The 20,575-nt window shown below is 58.9% G+C and carries 25 protein-coding genes and 1 tRNA gene; 5 read left to right on the top strand and 21 right to left on the bottom strand.

Features of this window, described 5'->3' with window-relative positions; genetic code table 11:
- The first annotated feature begins 54 nt into the window (after positions 1–54).
- Positions 55–369: a hypothetical protein gene (locus tag KR52_RS13375; protein WP_051834375.1), complete on the top strand. Its 315-nt coding sequence runs from the start codon at positions 55–57 to the stop codon at positions 367–369.
- A 695-nt stretch (positions 370–1,064) separates the two neighbouring features.
- Here the strand turns inward: KR52_RS13375 and KR52_RS15020 are convergent.
- The 3 genes from KR52_RS15020 to KR52_RS12955 all read right to left on the bottom strand — a co-directional run bounded on the left by KR52_RS15020 (position 1,065) and on the right by KR52_RS12955 (position 3,552).
- Positions 1,065–1,433, bottom strand: coding sequence for a hypothetical protein (locus KR52_RS15020; protein WP_038556524.1), 369 nt, complete (start codon positions 1,431–1,433; stop codon positions 1,065–1,067).
- 540 nt (positions 1,434–1,973) lie between these two features.
- Positions 1,974–2,147 (bottom strand): hypothetical protein, encoded by a 174-nt coding sequence (locus tag KR52_RS14570; protein WP_156957749.1) that lies wholly within the window; start codon positions 2,145–2,147, stop codon positions 1,974–1,976.
- 928 nt (positions 2,148–3,075) lie between these two features.
- A complete protein-coding gene (locus KR52_RS12955; RefSeq protein WP_253912417.1) occupies positions 3,076–3,552 on the bottom strand; it encodes a hypothetical protein in 477 nt (158 codons plus the stop codon).
- 539 nt (positions 3,553–4,091) lie between these two features.
- On the opposite strand from KR52_RS12955, the gene KR52_RS13900 reads away from it, so the two are divergent.
- Positions 4,092–4,634 carry a tyrosine-type recombinase/integrase gene (locus KR52_RS13900; protein WP_071840258.1) on the top strand — a complete coding sequence of 181 codons (543 nt, stop codon included), beginning with the start codon at positions 4,092–4,094 and terminating at the stop codon, positions 4,632–4,634.
- Positions 4,635–5,201: 567 nt separating this feature from the next.
- Here the strand turns inward: KR52_RS13900 and KR52_RS12945 are convergent.
- Positions 5,202–5,435, bottom strand: coding sequence for a hypothetical protein (locus KR52_RS12945; RefSeq protein WP_038556520.1), 234 nt, complete (start codon positions 5,433–5,435; stop codon positions 5,202–5,204).
- A 113-nt stretch (positions 5,436–5,548) separates the two neighbouring features.
- Between KR52_RS12945 and KR52_RS15305 the strand changes: the two genes are divergently transcribed.
- Positions 5,549–5,680 (top strand): hypothetical protein, encoded by a 132-nt coding sequence (locus KR52_RS15305; RefSeq protein ID WP_256382186.1) that lies wholly within the window; start codon positions 5,549–5,551, stop codon positions 5,678–5,680.
- A 549-nt stretch (positions 5,681–6,229) separates the two neighbouring features.
- On the opposite strand, the gene KR52_RS12935 is transcribed toward KR52_RS15305, so the two are convergent.
- Positions 6,230–6,303 (bottom strand) — tRNA-Arg (locus KR52_RS12935).
- Between the two features lie 88 nt (positions 6,304–6,391).
- Between KR52_RS12935 and KR52_RS12930 the strand changes: the two genes are divergently transcribed.
- On the top strand, positions 6,392–7,105 hold the full coding sequence (locus KR52_RS12930; protein ID WP_038556510.1) for a helix-turn-helix domain-containing protein: 714 nt from the start codon (positions 6,392–6,394) through the stop codon (positions 7,103–7,105).
- A 19-nt stretch (positions 7,106–7,124) separates the two neighbouring features.
- On the opposite strand, the gene KR52_RS12925 is transcribed toward KR52_RS12930, so the two are convergent.
- Positions 7,125–7,361 carry a hypothetical protein gene (locus tag KR52_RS12925; protein ID WP_038556508.1) on the bottom strand — a complete coding sequence of 79 codons (237 nt, stop codon included), beginning with the start codon at positions 7,359–7,361 and terminating at the stop codon, positions 7,125–7,127.
- 18 nt (positions 7,362–7,379) lie between these two features.
- The gene (gene rsmI, locus KR52_RS12920) at positions 7,380–8,237 is read right to left on the bottom strand and encodes a 16S rRNA (cytidine(1402)-2'-O)-methyltransferase (protein ID WP_038556506.1); all 858 of its coding nucleotides are present in this window, start codon (positions 8,235–8,237) and stop codon (positions 7,380–7,382) included.
- Between the two features lie 26 nt (positions 8,238–8,263).
- Between rsmI and KR52_RS12915 the strand changes: the two genes are divergently transcribed.
- Entirely contained in the window at positions 8,264–9,181 is a 918-nt protein-coding gene (locus KR52_RS12915) for a 3'(2'),5'-bisphosphate nucleotidase CysQ (protein WP_038556505.1), read from the top strand.
- 7 nt (positions 9,182–9,188) lie between these two features.
- Here the strand turns inward: KR52_RS12915 and KR52_RS12910 are convergent, their stop codons facing one another.
- The 14 genes from KR52_RS12910 to sppA all read right to left on the bottom strand — a co-directional run bounded on the left by KR52_RS12910 (position 9,189) and on the right by sppA (position 20,575).
- Positions 9,189–11,354 carry a polyribonucleotide nucleotidyltransferase gene (locus KR52_RS12910; RefSeq protein WP_038556502.1) on the bottom strand — a complete coding sequence of 722 codons (2,166 nt, stop codon included), beginning with the start codon at positions 11,352–11,354 and terminating at the stop codon, positions 9,189–9,191.
- A 106-nt stretch (positions 11,355–11,460) separates the two neighbouring features.
- Positions 11,461–11,763, bottom strand: a complete 303-nt coding sequence (gene rpsN, locus KR52_RS12905; RefSeq protein WP_038556500.1) for a 30S ribosomal protein S14 — start codon at positions 11,761–11,763, stop codon at positions 11,461–11,463.
- A gap of 58 nt (positions 11,764–11,821) precedes the next feature.
- Positions 11,822–12,904 carry an RIP metalloprotease RseP gene (rseP, locus tag KR52_RS12900; protein WP_038556498.1) on the bottom strand — a complete coding sequence of 361 codons (1,083 nt, stop codon included), beginning with the start codon at positions 12,902–12,904 and terminating at the stop codon, positions 11,822–11,824.
- Positions 12,905–12,928: 24 nt separating this feature from the next.
- On the bottom strand, positions 12,929–14,206 hold the full coding sequence (serS, locus tag KR52_RS12895; RefSeq protein WP_038556496.1) for a serine--tRNA ligase: 1,278 nt from the start codon (positions 14,204–14,206) through the stop codon (positions 12,929–12,931).
- Positions 14,207–14,248: 42 nt separating this feature from the next.
- On the bottom strand, positions 14,249–14,410 hold the full coding sequence (locus KR52_RS14865; RefSeq protein WP_006852120.1) for a hypothetical protein: 162 nt from the start codon (positions 14,408–14,410) through the stop codon (positions 14,249–14,251).
- Positions 14,411–14,488: 78 nt separating this feature from the next.
- Positions 14,489–15,979 (bottom strand): AAA family ATPase, encoded by a 1,491-nt coding sequence (locus tag KR52_RS12890; protein ID WP_038556493.1) that lies wholly within the window; start codon positions 15,977–15,979, stop codon positions 14,489–14,491.
- Positions 15,976–16,512: a DUF177 domain-containing protein gene (locus KR52_RS12885; protein ID WP_038556491.1), complete on the bottom strand. Its 537-nt coding sequence runs from the start codon at positions 16,510–16,512 to the stop codon at positions 15,976–15,978. Before KR52_RS12885 ends, KR52_RS12890 begins: the two co-directional genes overlap by 4 nt.
- Positions 16,509–17,639, bottom strand: coding sequence for a membrane protein insertase YidC (gene yidC, locus KR52_RS12880; RefSeq protein WP_038556489.1), 1,131 nt, complete (start codon positions 17,637–17,639; stop codon positions 16,509–16,511). The genes KR52_RS12885 and yidC overlap by 4 nt, the downstream gene beginning before the upstream one ends.
- A 56-nt stretch (positions 17,640–17,695) precedes the next feature.
- Entirely contained in the window at positions 17,696–18,103 is a 408-nt protein-coding gene (locus tag KR52_RS12875) for a PH domain-containing protein (RefSeq protein WP_038556487.1), read from the bottom strand.
- Complete coding sequence (locus KR52_RS12870) at positions 18,100–18,486, bottom strand: ribonuclease P protein component (RefSeq protein WP_038556485.1); 387 nt, start codon at positions 18,484–18,486, stop codon at positions 18,100–18,102. The genes KR52_RS12875 and KR52_RS12870 overlap by 4 nt, the downstream gene beginning before the upstream one ends.
- 61 nt (positions 18,487–18,547) lie before the next feature.
- On the bottom strand, positions 18,548–18,685 hold the full coding sequence (gene rpmH, locus KR52_RS13895) for a 50S ribosomal protein L34 (RefSeq protein WP_011363584.1): 138 nt from the start codon (positions 18,683–18,685) through the stop codon (positions 18,548–18,550).
- A 46-nt stretch (positions 18,686–18,731) separates the two neighbouring features.
- Positions 18,732–19,307: a DUF2808 domain-containing protein gene (locus tag KR52_RS12865; protein ID WP_038556484.1), complete on the bottom strand. Its 576-nt coding sequence runs from the start codon at positions 19,305–19,307 to the stop codon at positions 18,732–18,734.
- Between the two features lie 75 nt (positions 19,308–19,382).
- On the bottom strand, positions 19,383–19,766 hold the full coding sequence (aroH, locus tag KR52_RS12860) for a chorismate mutase (RefSeq protein ID WP_038556482.1): 384 nt from the start codon (positions 19,764–19,766) through the stop codon (positions 19,383–19,385).
- Positions 19,763–20,575: a signal peptide peptidase SppA gene (gene sppA, locus KR52_RS12855; RefSeq protein WP_038557380.1), complete on the bottom strand. Its 813-nt coding sequence runs from the start codon at positions 20,573–20,575 to the stop codon at positions 19,763–19,765. Before sppA ends, aroH begins: the two co-directional genes overlap by 4 nt.

Here is a 20,575-nt window from a genome sequence, read left to right as displayed (position 1 = left end):
CTCCGGCTATCGCGGGGGATGGGGGGGCTCTCATTCCTGTTCGGTACATCAGGGATGGGCCTGCTCATGGTGCCTCTGGGCATAGGTGTCTGCATGCTTTTTGCGGGAACATATCGGCGTTGGGCGAATCTGCTCATCTGGGCATCCCTTGCTGCATTATTGGCGGGAGTTTTGAGCAGTATTCAGATTGAGTTCCGCTCTACAACTCTTTGGCAACTCATTGCTTTCATTGTGATGATTGCCTCGGGTGGTGGATTGATGTTCCGAGGAGCCCGTGCTTACGATGCTGAGGGCTCAGCCGAAGATGACCTACGCAAGGAGATCGAAGCTCTAAAAGCAAAGGTTGATAGGAGTGATGAGCGCTTTTGATTGATTGGGCATGATTCCTCTTTTGTGGTAGAAAATTTTTCAGGTTCTTCGTCCAGTACGAGTTCAGGCGAACGTCAAGGAGCTACAAAGTCGACATGAAGGCATAACAAAAAAGATGTATTCCATCTTCATTCAAATGGTCCGAATTGAATCGAGTATTTGAGGTTTGCTTCTCATCTGATTGCCCATGGTCGAGTGCCTCAAAACATCGAGTCTTCAACTGATCATGCAGCAATCGTCGCTGTCTGCAAAATTTTGGGGTGCGTTGGCCATCTTGCCGGCTGAGCTTCTGGTGCGACCCGCAGTCAGCATTCGGCACACTTGCACGACGCATGGCTTGCGTGGCCTTTTGAGCCGCTCCCTGATGGATTCGAACCATTACCGACTGCTTACAAGGCAGTTGCTTGCCGCTTCTCGGCAAGGGATTTCAGCCAATTTTTTGTGTTTGCACGGAAGATTGATCTCAGCCCTGCTCGTTGTTTCCAGTAGTTGCACGAAGCCGCCAGTCCCTGGACTAGACCCAAACTTGGAATATGAAACGACTGTTCCTGCTTCTGCCCCTACTCGTGCTCGCCAGCTGTAGCGGCGATCCCATCCTGAGGTCTGGCAAGTCCTTTCAAATGGCTTGCTTTGCCAACACGAAGGAACCAGTGATCTCAGCGACGGTCAATCTTGAATCTGCCTGAGAACACGCGTCAGTCCTCTGGTTGGAGGATGAGCCTGAAGTCTGGAGAATCACCACAGCACACCGTTATCGCATTGATGTTCAACAGCCACCCCCCTTTCCACACACTGAACCAGATATCGCAGGTGAGGTGCTGTCGATCTACAGGCTTGAAGGACCGGTTTTGTTTAGGGGTATCAAAGATTTGAGCTGCAACTTTGAGCTGCTCTAGGCATCTGGAAGCCTCACCTACTGAGCGTTCCACTAAACGCTCATCAGTCGCAGTCCCCACCGACGTCAGCAACCGCTCCCGTTCCAGCCGCAGGTAGCGCTTGTGTTGGGCTTCAACCACAGACAATGCCAGGTGGCGCAGGGCGACCCACCTCAAGAAGAGATGCAAGCTCTGGGCGCCAACGTGGCGTACTGAGGCTGGCTGGGCTCCTGAAGCGGCTTGAAGAGTTACTTGGTCCCCACCGCCAGCTGTGGTGTTTCGCCAACAAAAAAGCCTGTCACTGGGACAGGCCGGGTGATGGGGGTTCCTAAAGTAACCCCCATAAACTGCTCCATCTAGTGCCTAGCGGATACAAAACCATTCGACTATCATCGACACAACGCCACAAATGTGGTGATTAGGCCGGGTGATGTGGGATTTCCACGGCATTACGTTCTCGCTCCGTAATTGGAGCATTTTTTTTGCGAACGAAGCCACTGCTCTTCCAGAGGTGACCTCGCCGATCTCAGCGTTGCAAATCAACTGCGAGCAATGCAGTCGTACGTCTGGGCTCAACGGGTCAGCGCATCACTTGCTACTGGCTTGCCAGCGGACGTCAGCAACCGCTCCCGTTCCAGCCGCAGGTAGCGCTTTCGCTGGGCTGAGGCGAGTACGTCTGCTTTTGGCAGGTGAACGTGCCAACTAGCCGCAAGGCGGTTGACGGCTTTCTCAAACATCATTGCGTCGGTCCAGCGGGTGAGTGTTGCCCCTCAGCTCGTAAATCGCCTGCTGCTTTGACCGATGCAGCTGCTCAGCCAACAGTGCGGGTGTTGGGGTGTTGGCAGCCCTGCGTTCGGCTTCTGCTTTGCGGTTCTCGCCGATTTGGTCGATGGCACGTTGCATTGCTTCCTGGCGCAGCTGCTCGTGCAGCGCAGGGCGCCGAATCGAGAGTTCGCGGTCCAGTCAACCGAGAGGGTTTCGCTTGCATCCATTGCGGCTTGCAGCGCCAAGCTCAACGGACCACCCAGCAGCATTTCGGCTTGCTGCGCCACCGCTGGGTTCAGTGCACGGAAGTTGGAGCGCCAACCATGAATCAAACAGCAGAAGACTCCTGGCTAGATAGCCATCTGCAATAACGACAGACATGCATTGATCATGGATGAAGTGAATTAGCGTGACCAAGATCACAGCAGTGCATGACCTGAATCAATCAAGACCGAGTACATCTAGGTAATTCTGTAAAGGTCCTCATATTTGGCGGCCCAACAATGAAACTTCTTCTTGGTCTTGTGCTTGCTGGTATATCGATATCTGGGTTGCCTCAACCAGCAGAAGCTTGTTGGTTATGTGATCCAGTAGCAGGAACAAAAGCCACTATTAGAAAGCCACATCGTGCAATTCAAGCTGTTGCTGATCCTGTCAGGAAAGTTTTAACCGCGAAGCCTGTCAATCGAACATCAGGAGGTTCAGTAGGTGGTTTCCGTGGTGCCTACAGTCCTCCCCCGGCTGATTTTGTTTCTAGGGGCCAGGATGTCAATATCAAGAGCAATGGACATCATGATGACACAAGTGACTTCACCATCGAAGATATTATCTTGAAGACAGATGACCCACGCGACGGTCTCATACTTCCCAAACAGATCACTGGAAGTTACTTAACGGGTCATAGACCTTTTCATTACAGACGGTCCTCATACACAAGAAGGCCGACTTATTCGAGGATGCCGTCATACAGCCACATGCGACCGAAGTATCACCATCGTTGGAGCTTCTATTAGATAAAAGATCAAGCCTCGGCTCCCAATGATCTGGGGCTTTTCTTTTCACATGATTACATCGCAGAGTTAAACATCAATGGCCTGCTTGCTGCCGTCTTCGATGGATTGCAACGTCTCGCGAATCTCCCGTAGTTGTTTCCGTTGCTCCTGCTCGAGAACATTTTCCCGGAGAATCTTGAGGCTTTCACTAATTGCTTGCGTTCTTGCGTAGGTCTCACCTTCTGATCCAGCGCAATCTGGATAAGTTCATCAGCCAGCCTTGGTGCAGCTGAAGTCAGCAAATTGTTGGCGACGTTTAGGTCCTCACGTGCCAACGTTTCGATGAACTCTTCAGGCCTGCGGTCTTTATACCAGCGACGTAGGCAAGGACCTTTGATGCCAACAGCAGCTGCCGCATCAGCCCAGGTGGATCCGTTGGCGCAAAGCGTCAGCGCCTTGATGATGTGCGGCGGGATTGCGTCATAGCGGTTGATCTCGTGGTTACTCATCACGCTCCAGCGGTTAAACCTTTGGCGTTTAGCTGCTTCCATTTGCGAGCCTTCGTCTGTCACTCATGCCAGGAGTCCTGCGGTCCCTAAGTTCTTCTGACGAGATGCCTTCTATTGTCCAGTGTTGACATGCAAGCCTTGCAAGTTTATCGGCTGATTGTCGATCTCTGCTGAAGAGTTGTTCTGCCACCCGGTTGCAACGTGAGAGGACTAGCCACTCATTCGTTGTTGTGTTCCAGGGTGTAATCATCTCGACCAGATGCGCTTTCTTGAATACTCCCCAGTGTTTTATCTGTCGGCTGTGCTACATTAAGTCTGTCAGGAATTGGCGCTGTTTGAGAAGGTTCCCTGAGGTTTACCCGTAACATCAGAAATCCGAGCCTTACTCCCTAAGTGTTCAGCAAAGCTGATAACAGTAAGTGTCATCTAAGAAGCGAATTGCATAAGAAATGGTCAGCAAGGATGCGTGATGCCTTGTGATCCCAAGGAATGAACACCGCGTAAAATACTAATAAGACGCGGTGGCTTACCAGCACTGAATTCTTGGCTATAAGTCCAATCGACACGGGCAGAGTCGAGTGATGGGCACCGACGAGCTCGATTTATTGATTTCAAAGCTGCCTGAGCAGCATCACCAGATCACTGCCGAGGTTTGTCGGCGCACTGGCTGCCGCATTGGCGAGGCAACGCTGCTCACCTGGGACATGGTTTCGGAATCTGCCGTTACGTTCCAGCGCGGAATCACCAAAGGCAAGCTGGCCAGTCGGTCGGTGCCGGTTACGCCGCAGCTGTGGGAAGCCCTGTGCTCTTGGAGATCTACTTGTGTAGTGCGGCAGGGACGTGAACCTGTGGCTGGTGACTATCTCGTTCCAGGCAGATTTGCAGGTTCTTGCCTGAGTACGTGCAGTTTTATGGATGCGCTTGAAAGGGCCGCCGCTGAATCGGGCTTAGAAGGCGTCTTAAGCCACAGTTTTCGCCGTTCGGCTCTAACTAGTGCACACAATGCTGGAGTGCCCTTGCGGGTGGTTATGGCGCTGTCTGGGCACAAATCCATGTCAGCCCTGCAGCGTTATCTCGAAGTGACGCCTGCTCAGCGTGAGGCTGCCGCTGCTGCCTTCGCTTGAGCTCCTTTACCTAACTACACGAATAGGTGTAGTTGGATGACGCTTTCACGCGCCATTTACACATCGGTTTTTAGTTTCTGCGCATCTATCTGCTTAATCCCAATGCCTTTTGTATCTTCAAACTACCAAAAGCGCACAAATGCTCAACTTGAACAATTAGCACGTGAGGCTGAGATGGAAACCAATAGAAGACGAATGGAAATCATGGAATTAAGACGACTAGAACGCTGGCAGTACAAGGGAGATGCCTCTGAGTCGCGATAGAGACTGATTCACTGCAATGGGCAGAGTTTGCCGATGGCTTGGCCGGTGTCACCTTCTGGGTGCTCGCCTTCGCAGCTGAATACAAGCCATGGCTCGAAAACTGCCAGGTCATCAGGTGGCGCTGGCGTTTCCTCACCCTCGTACTGGTTAGTCACCATCCAAATCGGTGGCCGTGTTTTCTCCAGATGCACTTGTTGTGCTTTGCGCGGCAATCGCGCAAGTTCGCATCAGTTGTCCACGGTTATTTGAACCCTGCTTCTCTAGGTCTATCGAGGGAAATTGTTTAATTGAACTTGTAGGCAATCACGAAACTATTTCCCACCATTTCGGTTTGAGGAAGAAGTCCTCGTCCGCTTGTTCTACAAGTAAGCCATCTTTGTAATTGTCAAAATCGTGTGGATGTACATCAAAGCCATGCTGCTTGGCTACATCGCATTGGTCGTCAACATCAGCACATTTGTCACTTGCACAGATGGCTCTCAATGCTGCATCTTCCTTAACTGCGCTTGCGAAGCTAATTAAAGCTTGGTCTGACATAGCTGCTGTGCGACCTATTTGTTCTAGCTATGAGGCCCTGTTTGAACTACCGCCAAAAACCAACTGACACCGACCGGCAAGATTCAACTGCGTGAGTCTTTCTACTTAGCCCGTTGGCGAAGTTTCTCGGGCTGGTCGCTGAGGCGGAACTGCAATTGGCGCAGGTTCTCGATGTTCATGCGGTGTTCGCCAGCGCTCCAGTGCTGAGGGTGTGCGACTCGTATTTCCAGTTCGCGCAAGCGTGAGCGATCCGATTGCATAACTCGCTCCAGGGGGGCCTTAAACAGGGTGTCGCCATGCAGACACATGTGACATGAGTATTTTTCCCTGCGGAGATACGCGGCTTGGATAACGCGAATTTTCAGCACAAGGGATTCATCCTTCATCCTCCATGCCCAATCTCGTTTGGCTTCCCAGTCATCTGGCACAGGTGGCACAGGTGGTTTGCCCATCAGTGCGGCGGCGTCTGCTGTTTCTCTAGGGGGTGAGTCTTTTAAAAGAATCACTAGTGCCATGTGCCAAACCGCTCGACTTGCACCTTCCCGCGCATGGGTCGTACCGAATAGCCCCATTTGTGCTGCGTCTTAATCGCACGCTTCAGTGCCGCCTCCCAAGGCTGTGCGTCAGCGCGCTCCTTTGGCATGTGCGTCACTGCCGTGCACGGAAACTATCGAGCTGCACGGAAGATCGCACGGAAACAGCATGGAAGATGCCCAAACATCCTCAAAATGAACGGAAACCAGCAAGGCTGGTCTCGATGTAAGAATCCCTGCTATTGCTGGGCTTTTTGGCGACGCCCCCTGATGGATTCGAACCATCGACCGACTGCTTAGAAGGCAGTTGCTCTATCCAGCTGAGCTAAGGGAGCTAGTTGGACCATCTTGCCAGGCTGATCCAGGAAAGGCTGCTTTGGCTTCCTCGAGCCGCCTAAAGTGATTTGTTCTTGATCGGGATCCATGACGCCGCGTCGTCTCAGCGACAGCGAAAAACAGGATCTGGTGGGTCGCTACAAGGCCGGCGAGTCAACAGCTGCTCTGGCCGATTCCTTTGGCTGCAGTGCCAACACCGTCAGCCGTACGGTGAAATCAATGATGCCCGCTGAGGCCTATGCGGCCTTGAAAGCCAGTCGCCTCAGGGGATCGGCTGCTGCTGCTCATCAGGTAGGACCCACCAAGCCGATTGAATCCGAAGCTGACTCCATCAAGGCTGATGACAGCAGCTTGGCCCTTGATGACGCTGATGACTTCGGCGAAGACCCTGATGATGAGCTCGCTGAAGACGAGGACAACGGCAGCACAGAAACCTTCACGGAGCTTGTCCCCTTGCTGGGCGTTGGTGAGCTCAGTGATCGTCCCCTGAATCAGGCGCAACCGTTCAGTGTCGACCTGCTGCCCGACAGCGCCTACATGCTTGTCGACAAGGTGGTTGAGCTGGATGCGCGCCCACTCAAGGAGTTTCCCGAGTTGGGACTCCTCGACGATGCCGAGCAGGAACGTCACGGGTTGTGCCTGTTTGCCAGCCCTCGCGCTGCAAAGCGCCAGTGCGGGCGGAGCCAGCGGGTGATCAAGGTTCCCGATACGGCTGTGTTTCAGCGCACCAGCAGCTACCTGTTGGCTCGAGGCATCACTCGCTTGGTGTTGGACGGAACGCTGATTGCGCTTGATGCCTGATCACCGGAGTTGATCGCTCTTAATCGAAGCGATCGCGCTGATCGGGAAGCAAGACGGCCGTCGCGGTTCCGCCACTGATCACACCGATCACCAGAGCAACGCCCACGATAAAACCCGTGGGAAGAGGCACCGAGCGCTGCCCCCCGAGTTGGATCGTGTGGCGATCCTGAAGGTTCTGCGCTCCAAGGCAGAGCAGCAGCAGCAGCAGCAGGCCACCGCCGAAGCTGATCAGCAGAAGACGAAGGCGAATCAACACAGCACAACCGTCACGCGCTTAGTTTGACGTGCCCTGGTGCAAGAGGGCATACAGCCGTCGTCTGGACAGCCCTGTGGTCTGGGCCAATTGCCTCGCAGCGTCGCTGGCGCTTGCCCCCTCCTCCTGCAACGCCTGCAGCTGACTGAGCAAGTCATCATCGTCAGGTTCTTCTGCGATTTCCGGCGCTGCTCCCCCCAGCACAACCGTGCATTCCCCTTGGGGCGGGTGCTGCTGAAAGTGCAGCAGGGCAAGGTCCACTGTCGGCCCCACTTGTTCTTCATGGCGTTTGGTCAGTTCCCGTGCCACCTGCAGGGGACGCTCTCCTCCGCAGTGGTGCTGGAGTTCCTCGAGCAACGTGATCAGGCGGTGCGGCGCTTCGTACAGCACCATGGTGCGGGGTTCATGGCTGATGGCCTCCAGGCGTGCCCGCCGCTCCTTGCCTTTGGCCGGCAGAAATCCTTCGAAGCAGAAACGTCCACTTGGCAAGCCGCTGCTCACCAGAGCAGTGGTGGCGGCGCAGGGGCCAGGAATGCAGATCACGGGATGGCCTGCTTGGTGCGCGGCGGCCACCAGCTCTTCACCGGGGTCGCTGATGCCCGGAAGCCCGGCATCACTGATCACCGCCAGGCTTTGTCCGTCGGTCAGCAGATCCAGCAGTTGGGGCAAGCGGGTGCGGGTGTTGTGCTGATGAAAGGACAGCTTGCGGCCGCTCGCTCCAAGACTGCTGAGAAGCTGTCCGCTGTGACGGGTGTCTTCACAGGCGATCACATCCACGCTGCGGAGCAAGTCGCGGGCTCGTGGTGACAGGTCCCCCAGATGACCAATGGGAGTGCCCACCAGATAAAGGCTGCCGCCGCTTGGTTCATCCCGCTGCATCACAATGGCGAGCGCCTCTGTTGATCATGATGCCCAGCTCTGCCGTTCTCCCCGCTGGCGTGAACCAGGAGGCTCTGCTGACGGAATTGCGTCGCTTGAGTTGGGGTGCCGCCGACATCCTGCGGGCCTATGCCCGCGGCGAGCAGCCTCCGCATGGTTTCCCCAAGGCGTTGAGTGTCGATGAAGGCGGGGAAGGCCCCGTCTCTGCGGCTGATCTGGCCGTGAACAAGTGGTTGCTCGATGGACTGTCTGCCGCGTTCCCCAAGGCCGACTGGACGCTGCTCAGCGAGGAGACCGCCAAGGAGCAGCTCACGGAAGGCCAACCGCTGCCGGCGGAGTGGCTGTGGATTCTCGATCCCCTTGATGGCACTAAGGATTTCCTGCAGGGCACAGGCGAATACGCCGTTCATCTGGCCCTGGTGCGCGACAAGCGGCCAGTGATCGGAGTTGTGCTTCTGCCGGAAGCCGATGAACTGTGGATCGGCATCGTTGGTGAGGGTGCCTGGTGTGAAGACCGTCAGGGTGAGCGGTCGCCGGTTCGCTTCAGCGACAGAACTGTGGTTTCAGATCTGATCCTGGTGGCCAGCCGCAGCCACCGCGACGACCGTTTGGTCAAGCTCATTGATGCCCTCAATCTCGGCGGTTCCAAAGCCGTGGGCAGCGTTGGCTTCAAGGTGGCCACGATCCTGAGAGGTGAAACTGACCTCTATGTATCCCTCTCTGGCAAGAGTGCTCCCAAGGATTGGGACATGGCTGCTCCGGAGGCGGTGCTGCTGGCGGCTGGTGGTCGTTTCACCCATGCCGATCAGGCCGACCTCACGTACAACACCGGCGATGTGCGTCAGGCCGGCTGTCTGATCGCCAGCCATGGAAAAGCCCACGCCGAGCTCGGAGAGCGTGCGACGCGGGCCATGGCCGAGATCGATCCCGGCTTTCAGGTCTGAGACCTGATCAGTTGAGCGGTGCCACCGGGGTGGGCTGAGGCTCCACTTCGGCGGCGTCGCCGGCCTGGGGCACGCCTCGTAGGGTGAGGTTGATGCGGCCGCGGTTGTCGATTTCGCGCACCCGAACAGTCACCTCGTCGCCCACCTTCACCACGTCTTCGACCTTTTCGACACGAGCTTCGGAGAGCTGCGAGATGTGGATCATGCCCTCCTTGCCAGGGAGGATCTCCACGAAGGCTCCGATCGGGATGATCCGTGTGATCGACCCGGAGAACACCTCGCCTTCATTGACCTTGCGGGTTAGGCCTTCGATGATCTTCTGGGCTTCTTCAGCCGCAGCACCATCGTGGGAGGCGATGGTCACGATGCCACCGTCCTCGATGTCGATCTTGGTGTTGGTGCGCTCGGTGATGCCTTTAATTGTGCGTCCACCGGGGCCGATCACGGTGCCGATCAGCTCAGGATCAATCCGGAAGCTGAGCAGACGTGGGGCATGGGGAGACAGGTTGTCCCGAGGGGTGTCGATCGCCTCGAGCATCTTCTCGAGGATGTGGAGCCGTGCCGGGCGCGCTTGATTCACGGCTTCGGCCACCGTCTTCACGGAGAGGCCGGTGATCTTCATATCCATCTGCAGGGCGGTGATGCCCTTTTCGCTACCGGCCACCTTGAAGTCCATATCACCGAGGAAGTCCTCGATGCCCTGGATGTCGGTGAGGATCCGAACCTCATCACCTTCCTTGATCAGACCCATGGCAGCGCCACTCACCGGGGCCTTCAACGGCACACCGGCATCCATCAGCGACAGGGTGCTGCCGCAGACGGAACCCATTGAGGTGGAGCCATTGGAGCTGAGCACTTCGCTCACCACACGCACCACGTAAGGGAAGGTGTCCTTCTCGGGAAGTACTGGAAGAATGGCCCGCTCGGCCAGGGCGCCATGGCCGATCTCACGTCGACCGGGGGAGCGCATCGGCCGCGTTTCACCGACGGAATAGGGCGGGAAGTTGTAATGGTGCAGGTATAGCTTCTCGGTGTTGGGATGGAGATCATCCATCTCCTGAGCATCGCTGGGGGTGCCCAGCGTTGCAGTGGAGAGCACCTGGGTCAGTCCGCGCTGGAACAGACCGGAGCCATGCACCCGGCGCGGCAGCACGCCGGCCATGGCGCTGATCTGACGCACCTCGTCGAGGCCGCGTCCGTCAACACGCTTGCCGTCCTTGAGAATCTGCTGACGCATCAATGTCTTGGTCAGAGCCTTGAAGCTGTTGCCGAGCAGTTTCGGGCTGCTGGCCAGAGCCTGGCGAACGGCATGGTCTTCTTTAAGACCCGCGATGGTCTCGGACACCTCGCCCTTCACAGTTTCCAGGGCTGTGTCCCGCTCCTCCTTGCTTTGATCAAACTTGCTGAGCACAGCGCTGATCGCTTTGCTGCACTGTTTCTCCAGATAGGCGGGAACGGTGCTGTCTTCTTCAGGCTTCTCCGGCTTCACCTGGGTGATGCCCAGATCCTTGAGCAGCTGTTCCTGAGCCTTGATCAGTTCGCAGATCGCTTCGTAGCCGAAATCGATCGCCTCGATCACGTCCTGCTCGGGCAGCTGGTTGGCACCGGCCTCGACCATCACCACGCCATCTGGGGTGCCGGCGACCACCAGGTCGAGATCACCCCGTTCGATTTCCCGGTAACTCGGGTTGAGGACGAAGTCATCCCCCAGCAGGCCCACCCGCACGGCTGCCATCGGGCCGTTGAAGGGGATGCCCGCGAGCAGCGTGGCAATCGATGCGCCCGTCACCGCCAGAACATCGGCGGGGACCCGCTCATCGAGGGATAGGCAGGTGGCGACCACCTGCAGGTCGTCGCGCAGCCAGCTGGGGAACAGCGGCCGCATGGGGCGATCAATCAGTCGAGCCGTGAGCGTGGCGCGTTCGGGTGGGCGGCTCTCACGACGCATGTAGCTGCCGGGAATGCGGCCAGCTGCATAAAGCCGCTCTTCGTAGTCGCAGATCAGCGGCAGAAAATCAATGCCTTCACGCCCCCCCGAGCGGGTTGCGGTCACAAGCACGGCGGTGTCGCCACACTCCACCAAGACGGATCCTCCCGCCTGAGGGGCGAAGCGCCCGGTGGTCAGTCGAATCTCGCGTCCGTCAAAGGAGATCGACTGGGTTTGTCCTTGCACGACGTCTTATGTCCTTTTGTCAATCCCAAGTCTGACATTTCATGGCTGCTCTTCACAAGAAAGGGGAGGCCAAGCCTCCCCTCATGACGCCAGGGCGACAGACTGATCACCAGCTGGACTTGACCACGCCTGGCAGTTCTCCTTTGTGGGCGCGCTCACGAAGCTGGTTACGGCAGAGACCGAAATCGCGATACACGCCTCTGGGTTTGCCGGTGGCCCAGCAGCGGTTGCGCACACGGATGCGTGCGCTGTTGCGAGGCAGAGCCTGGATCTTGCGATGGATCTCCAGGCGATCCATCGGATCTTCTGCTGCGTTGAAGGCTTCCATCAGTGCTGCGCGCTTGGCTGCATAGCGCTCAACCGTTTTCTTTCGCTTCACATCGCGAGCGATCATCGACTTTTTGGCCATGCAGCTGAGGGCAGCGAGTGAACGAATCGTTAACGATACACGGGCGACCTCGCCCCCCTCAGCGACCCATCAATTGCTGCACCACCGGCAGTTGTGTGGTGTCACGCACGATCAGCACAAGCGTGAGCCCCACCAGAAGAAGAAAACCGGATTGCACGAAGGCCATCTGGATCCGCTCCGACACCGGACGACCCCGAACGGACTGAATCGCGAGCATCATCATTTGCCAGCCATCGAGCAGCGGAAGCGGCAGTGAATTGAGCACCGCCAGATTGATTGAGATCAAGGCTGAGAAGAGCACCAACCCGGATCCCCCCTGCTGGCTGAGCTGTGCGCCCATCTCAACGATCTTCACGGGACCACTCACCTGGCCTGCCGTGGCTCGGAAGTTCGTCAGGAGACCGGCGTAGCCGCGCACGGTTTGCTCCAGCATTTGGCTGAATTGCGAGCCGGTGGTGAGAACCAGTTCAACGGGATTGCGGACGGGGCGCATCTCCCCACTGATGTTGGCCTGCAGTTGGGCTCCAATTTTTCCTGTGCCCTGTTGATCGTCGGGGATCAGTTCAACCGTGGACGTCGCGTCTCCCCGCTTTCGCTCCACGCGGATGGGTTGCTCGGGTGCTGCTTTCACATCCCGCACCATCGTGGCAACGCCCCGTTGTCCTGCGGCAAGGGGTTGGTCATTCAGGCTGAGGATCTGGTCGCCCGCACGAAGCCCGGAGCGGGCGGCAGCACCACCCGGTTGCACCTGAACCACCAGAACCCCAGGATCCGGCGCGGCGGGCACGCCGACAAACGCTGCCTGAGCGAACAGCACCACCAGGGCCAAGGCCAGGTTGGCTAACACGCCTGCAGCCACCACCAACGCCTGCTGGGGGATCGGGCGGTTGCGCAGCAGATCCGGATCATCAGCAGGGATCGTGCTCTCCTCGTCGTCGTCGGGGAAGGCAACGAAACCACCCAGGGGCAGCAGCCGCAGGGCGTAGGTCACCCCACGCCGTTGCTTCTTGATCAGGGCCGGGCCAAAGCCAATGGAAAAACCGCTGACGCGGATGCCCTGGAGCGTGGCAGCAAGAAAATGGCCTGCCTCATGCACCACGATCAGCAGGGCGAGCACCAGAAGGGCGGCCAACACGTTCATATGTCCGTCAGGAGTCCAGTCGGATCATTCTGGCTGGAGCCGCTTGCGGCCGACGTAGGGCACCAGCGCTTTGGGCAGCAGGACACTGCCGTCGGGTTGCTGGCCGTTTTCCAACAGGGCCGCCATGGTTCTGCCGACGGCCAGGCCACTGCCATTCAGGGTGTGCACCAATGTCGTGGCCTTGCCTTCCTTGGTGCGGATGGAGGACCGTCGCGCCTGGAAATCGCCGCAGACGCTGCAACTGGAGATTTCCCGGTAAGCCCCAGCCCCCGGCAGCCAGACCTCGAGGTCGTAGGTCCTGCGGGCGGAAAAGCCGAGGTCGGCGGTGCAGAGGTCCAAGACCCGATAGGGCAGCTCCAGTGCCTGAAGCACCGCTTCTGCATCGGCTGTGATCTGCTGGTGCGCCTCTTCGGAGTGATCGGGATGCACAAACCAGTACAGCTCCACCTTGTTGAACTGGTGCAGGCGAATCAAGCCACGGGTGTCGCGGCCGTAGCTGCCGGCCTCACGACGGAAGCAGGGGCTGTAGGCGGCGTAACGCAGGGGCAGTTGGTCTGCCGGGATGATTTCGTCCCGGTGCAAGGAGGTCACGGGCACCTCAGCGGTCGGTGTCAGCCAGAGGTCGTCTTCCGCGCAACGGAAGCTTTCCTCGGCGAACTTGGGCAGTTGTCCTGAGCCGGTGAGGCTGGCGGTGTTCACCAGCACCGGGGGCAGCACCTCTCGATAACCCTTGCTTGTGTGGAGGTCGAGCATGAAATTGATCAGCCCACGCTCCAGCCGTGCCCCTTGCCCCATAAGTGTGACGAAACGGCTCTGCGCAATGCGGACGGAGCGTTCGGTGTCGAACAGCTGCAGCCGTTCAGCGATCTGCCAGTGCTCCTCCAGGTTGTTTTCAACCCTGGGGGTTCCCCAGCGGCGCAGTTCAACGTTGTCGTCTTCACTGCTCCCATCAGGGCAGCTTTCAGCGGGCAGGTTGGGGAACCCCAGAAGCTGCTGCTTTAGCTCACGCGAGAGCTGCTTTTCCTCCTCCTCCAGCACCGCCACCTTCTGCTTGATGGCATTGCCCTGTTGGCGAAGTTCGGCGACCTCATCGCCTTTGGGATCAGCGCCCGACTTGATGCGTTGGCCGACTTCCTTGCCGATCCGGTTGCCCTCCGCCTGCAGGCTGCTGCGTTGTTGCTCCAGATTGCGCTGCTGCTGCGCAATGAGCTGCAGTTGGGTCAGATCAACAGCCTTACCTCGACGCCCCAGTTGCTGGGCGATCGTTTCGGGGTTGTCACGCACAAGGCGCTGATCGAGCACGGTTTCAGGGGCGTCAGCGCCGGCAGCCTATGGCAGTCCGTTTCAGAGCACCTGGCCGACCATCACCGCGGCTATGCCCGAGAACAGGGTGATGCCAAGGGCGGTGAGGGGGCTTTGTCCCTGGGCCACGGCCATGGTCGTGATCACGCCAGCACCAAGGCAGGCCACGCAGAGCTGAGTGGCGATGTCGTTGCGGCTCTCCACGTTGATCCTGCTGTTGCTCGGACCGTAGGGAGCGCACCGCTTAGCGCCTTATTCAAGGCTGGCGTTCGTTACGCCGCGTCAGGCTTCGTTACCTGCAGCAACAGAGGCCGGGCGGGCGCGTCCGCCTGCAGCCCACTGCTTCAGCCGCTCGAGCTGTTCGCTGGCGGTACGGGAGAGGGGGATGAGCTGGGACGCCGCTCCAATCAGATCCGGCTCCGTCAACTCTCGGTTGTCGGCGAAGGCCAAGTGCATCGCCTCGATCACAGTCTGTTCCAGCTCGGCACCGGAGAAGCCCTCACTGCGGCTCACCACGGTGTCCAGGGGAAGCTTCAGCCCCGGGCGTCGCCGTTCCAGATGCAGTTCAAGAATGCTGTGGCGCTCAGCGCTGCTGGGCAGATCGAGCATGAAGATCTCATCGAAACGCCCCTTGCGCAGCAGCTCCGGTGGCAGCTTTTCAACGCCGTTCGCGGTGGCCACGACGAACACCGGTGACTGTTTCTCAGCCATCCAGGTGAGCACGTTGGCCAGAACCCGCTGGCTGGTGCCGCCGTCACTGCGGCCATCCCCCCCGAAGCCCTTGTCGATCTCATCGATCCAGAGCACGCAGGGCGCCATGGCTTCAGCCCGTTGAATCATCTCGCGCGTGCGTGCCTCGCTGGCCCCCACCAGGCCCGCGAACAGACGCCCCACATCCAGACGCAACAGGGGCATCGACCAACTGCAGGCGATGGCCTTGGCCGTGAGTGATTTTCCTGTGCCTTGAGGACCAACAAGCAGGACGCCACGGGGCAGGGGGAGTCCGAAACGCCGCGCATCTTCCGAGAAGGCTCGGTGCCGTTGGTTCAGCCAGGTCTTGAGACCGTCGAGGCCTCCGATGGCTTCTGTGCCCGCATCGCTGCGACAGAACTCCAGCACCTCACTGCGGGCAATCGTCTGGCGTTTCTCGTCCAGAACGTCCTGCAGGTCCTCTGATCCCAACTGGCCGCGGCGGGCCAGGGCCCGGGCTGCCACCTGGCGAACCCGCATCTCGCTGAGCCCGCTGCAGGCTTGAGCCAGCTCATCCAGGACTGGAGCTGGCAGGGGACTGCCGCTGCTGGTGCTGATGCTGTTGATCAGTCGGCGTAGGTCGTCGTTGTCGGGGAGGGGGAGATCCAGCAACGTGAGACTCTCCTCCAGATCCCCTGGGGGGGTCCATTGCCCGCAGCACAGCACCAACGTGTGCGGGGTGCTGCGCAGGGATGCCTCGAGATTGCGCAGCATCCGGGCCACACCGGGGTCATCGCAGAAACGATGAAAATCCTTGGCGAGTAGCAGGGTGGGGCTGCCCTCATCCCGTTGCTGGAGCCACTGCAGCATGGCCATCGGTTGTCGGCTTCCCTGGCCGTCGGCATTCACGGGCCCGCTGATGCCGTCAATGAAATTCCAGCAGACCAGCTGGCGTGCAAGCCGTTGAGCGGCCTCCCCAAGGAGATTCTCCACCCGTGCTTCCTCATTGCTGCGCACCCAGATCAGGGGAGTGCGCGCACGCACCAGAAGGTCGATCTGGTTCCCCCAGGCGGCACTGCTCATGGCTGGTCCATCTGCTGCTGGAGCTGTTGTAAGGCCTGCCAGCGGGGATCCACCTCCTCGGTCTTGGCGTCTGGGATCACGGGGTGCTGATTCAGGCCAGGTGGGCCTGGACAGTGGTCACCGCAGTGGTTGACGACGGGCAACAGCAGGTTGAGTTGTTCGAAGGCCCATTGCTGGGGGTCAAACTGACCGCGTGGGTCGAGAACATCCACCAGACCTTCCATTTCGGCCACCTCTCCGGAAAGCTCCAGTTCGTCGGCCGTGGGTTGCTTGTCTCCCAGCCAGATCAGTTCCGCAGGCGTGCAGCTGAGCTTCTGATTGAACTGGTTCAGGCAGCGATCGCAGCAGAGCGTCACGATCGTGTTGAGTTTCCCTTGAACCGCCAGGACGTTGCCGCGGTGCTCTGCAGACACATGGCCTCGCACCGGTGTAAGCGAGGGGAGCTCATCGAGCTCACCCTCAACGTCCCAGACTTTCGCGGTGCCGAGGGCACGGAGCTCCTGGAGGGGAACAGGCTCCAGTGCCTCGATCACTTGCTCTTGGGTTCAAAGGGCAGGCGTGAGCCTCCTGAGCTGGCGGAAACCGTCACCGTTTTCTGGGCCATTTGCTGGTCCAGAATTTTCTGGAGGTTGTCGGGCAGTGCCTCTTTGGTGAGGATGAAGGTCTGCAGACCTTGGAAGATGTTGGCGATCAGCATGTAGAGCAGAACGCCGGCCGGTAGGGGGAAGAACAGAAACATCCCGGTGATCATCACCGGAGTGATTTTGTTGGCCGTGGACTGCTGAGGGTTGGCAGGCATGCCCATGCCCGACAGCAGTTGGGAGATGAACAAGGTGATGCCGAAGCCGGCAACGAGAATGGCGATGTCCCAGTTGATGGCACCGTCGGCGTAGAAGCCAACCTGGCCCAGGGCTTTGATGAACAGGAAGCCACTGCGGGCTGCCAGGCCAGGGATCTTGGCTTCAACAGTGGCATCACCGGCGGCGAGGGCCGTGATCGTGCCGTTCTCACTGACGCTGACGATGTCATCGCCTTTGGTCACCGCCCATGTGGGGGTAAAGCGTCCAGGGTTGTCAACATCCGTGAGAACGTTGCTGAAAGCGCGGCCGTCCTTCGTGTGAAGGTTCACTGTGGCGCTGTCGCCAACGCCGATCTTGGTGCCCCGCGGCAGGCTGGCGATCACCGGCACATGGTCGGTTTCACCGATGAAGATGGAATGGCTGGCACTGTTGAACGGCTTGGGTTCAACGGCGGCGATCTGGTCCGCCGGCAACACCTTCATGTTCAAGGTGTAAGGGACGTCAGCGAACGGTGACCCCCGCAGGGTCGCAAACAAAGCAAAGAGGATCGGCATCTGCACCAGCAGCGGCAGGCACCCCGCCAAGGGACTGCCGAATTCCTTCATCACATTGCCCAGCTCCTCCTGCTGCTTCTGAGGATTGTTGGCGTACCGGCTTTTGATCTCAGCCTGGCGTTTCTGAATCACCGGTTGAGCAATGCGCATGCGCCGTGCGCTGCGAATTGAACCTGCGCTCAAGGGGTAGAGCGCGATCCGGATGACGAGGGTGAGGGCGACGATGGCCAGGCCATAGCTGGGAACCAATCCATAGAAGAAGTCCAGGATTGGAATCAGCAGGTTGTCGGAGATGTATCCGATCACGTTGAAGAAACGGGGGGGCGGGACGTTGTGAGGCCAGTGTGCATGAACAGCTGCACTCAGGCGGCGAAACCTTCAGTGGTTTTCTCCTGGGCTTTGGCCGCTCGGCTGCTGATGCGTTCGAGGATGTAGGCCTCCACCTCCCGGAATCGAGGCATCGAGCGCAGTTCGAGCCTGGCTCCATCCTTGAGCACCAACACCATGTCTCCCCAGGCACCGAAGCCACGGGGCACGGTGCGTACCTCGCTGATCTGCGAATACACCACCTGGGTTTTGTCTTTGCCCATCCAGCCCCCTGTCACAGAGATGCGGCGACTGGTGATGCGGAAGCGCAGCCAAAGGGCCCGAACAACGGCCCCGATGGTGAAGGGAAGGCCGATCAGTGTGAAGCCAACCAGGATGTTGAAAATCAGATCCCCACGGGCTGGTCCACCGTCGTAGTGGACATCTTCCTGAATGCTGGTCATGGATCCAGTCCGGCGCTTCTCAGAAGACTGTCGCATTCTTCGAGCAACTGTGCTGATTCGGCTTCCGCGGCTTCCGGGCGAAGACTAATCAACAACCACCGACCCGCCAGGTCATTGCGCAGCTCAAAACGTCGACGCAGGTGGTCATGCAGAAGCCGCCTGAGCCGGTTCCGCTTGACGGAACGCTTGCTCACCTTGTTGCTGATCACCAGAGCGCAGCGGCATGTCGTTTGCTCCATGCCCCGCAACTCCCGGCGAAGCAAATTGGAGTCACCAGCTGCAATGCGCAGAACCATCAAGGTTCCGTGCTGGCGCTTGGAGGATCGGTGCAAACGGCTGAAGCATCGATGCCCGCGCAATCGCATGGAGGCGGGTAGGACCATCAACCGATCGTGTCTGAAGAGCCTGATGGACGGGATGAATCCAGAGGATTCATCCCGTCCATCAGGCTGCGAGGCGGGCGCGACCGCGCTTGCGTCGTGTGCGGATCACGCGACGGCCGGTGTGGGAACGCATCCGTACACGGAAACCCGAGACGCGCTTCCTCTTGCGGTTTGTTCCTCCGAGGGTGCGCTTGGTCATGAACGTCTCCTGGCTACCGGCCGATCTGAATTTGGGATTTTATCAGTCAGTCCACGTCGATCAGCCAGCTGCCGCGGTAGCCGGACATCGGCACATCTCCGGGGGCCTGCACCAAGGCGTTGAACTGATACATGCGCTTCCCCTGAGGATTGAACAACTTGATCGAGAGCGAGTAATCGCCATCTGCGGGCAGCGGAGTGTCGGGGAAGACCACGATCTCTGTCTGATCTTCGTTGACTTCGATGACGGCAGGGATCTCTTCAAGGCACTTGCTCCGGCTCAGCATTCCACCGGCGGTTGTGCGGCAGAGGCGCATGCGCTGGGGTTTGAGCTGGGAGTCGAAGTAGTCCGGCACGGTGACCGTTAGTTTCAGGATCGCTGTCTTGCGGTCTTTTTCGCGCAAGGTCAGGAACCACTCCGATCGGTCGTTTTCGAGGTTTGAGGTCTGGTAGTAGTACAGCTTGCGGTAATCGCGATCCGTGTCCCAGCGGAATTCCACCAGCCCCGGTGTGCCTTGTGCGCGGGCACTCTGGTCGTGCAGTCCGGTGAGGGTTGAGCCAATCAGCAGAGCCGCCGCTGTGCCGGCTCCAGCAAGCAAGCGTCTGGTGGTGGAACGGGCCATAGGAAGCGTCTTGATGTGGAGATTCTCCTGAGTCCAATCGCAGGTCGGTGATCTCAGGGGCCGGAGGCTGATCTGTCAGTTGTGACCAGATCGGTCTGGTCGCAGTCGCTGCGCCTCCCCTTGGTAGGGATGCACGGGCGTCTGATCCCCAGGAATCCAGGCGTGGGCCAGAACCCGGATGCAGCGGGGAAGATCTCCCTGGACGGCCATTTGCTGGCAGTCCAGAAGGGCAACCGCGTCCCAGCCGGGTCGCCGCCGTGCGATGGCGGCCGGAAAGCAGGCGTCGAGATCGGTCGTGACCGAGAAGGTCACTGACACCAGTTGGTCGGGGGTCAGATGGTTGCGATCCATCAGAGCGTCCATCAGGGAACTGACCGCCTCCTCGATGGCCTCCATGCTGTTGTCCATGCAGGTGGTGGCTCCACGCAGGCCTCTCAGGACGAGGGGTGAGCTGGTCATGGGCGGTACAGCCAGAGCACCTGACCGCTGCCCATCAACTCGATCGACAGGCGCCGCTGCAGTTGATGCAGGATCTGGGATCCCGGCAGCAGGCCGCTCAGCTTTCGCCGTTGCTTGCCCAGGGTGACCGGACGGATGTCGTCCTGATCGAGATCGGCCAGCTGGGCCGCGAGGCGGCGGGCATGGTCTTCGTCGCCGAGTTCATCCACCAAACCCAGGGCCTGGGCCTGTTCGCCGCTGAACACCCGTCCATCGGCGAAGCGCTTAACCGTCTCCAGCTCAAGGTTTCGTCCCTTTGCAACAACGCCCACGAACTGGCCATAGCTGCTGTCGATGAGCTCCTGAAGCAGACAGCGTTCTGCATCGCTGAGCGGGCGATCAGGGGAAAGAATGTCCTTGAACGGACCACTTTTCACCGTGTCGAAGCGAATTCCTATTCGTTCGAACACCTTGGAGAGGTCGTTGCCCCGCAGGATCACCCCGATGGAACCGGTGATCGTGCCTGGATTGGCAACAATTTTTTCTGCCGCAACGCCGATGTAGACGCCTCCGGAGGCAGAAATATTGCCGAAGCTGGCCACCACGCGACAGCCCTGCTCCCTGAGCCGCAGCAGGGCTGCATGAATTTCCTGGCTGTCTCCAACCGTGCCGCCGGGGCTGTCGATGCGCACCAGTAACGCTGGAAATTCCCTCTGCTTTACCTCCCGCAGAGCTTTCAACACCCGCTGCCTGGTGGCGCCCGTAATGGGGCCTTCAACAACGATGCGCGCCATCCGTCGTCGGGATTTGCGGCGCCAGGGCCAGATCAT

Origin of the sequence: Synechococcus sp. KORDI-52 (genome assembly GCF_000737595.1) — a bacterium.
Classification (GTDB): Bacteria; Cyanobacteriota; Cyanobacteriia; order PCC-6307; family Cyanobiaceae; genus Parasynechococcus.
The sequence above is the reverse complement of the archived record's forward strand: the minus strand, read 5'-3'. Positions and strand labels throughout refer to the sequence as shown.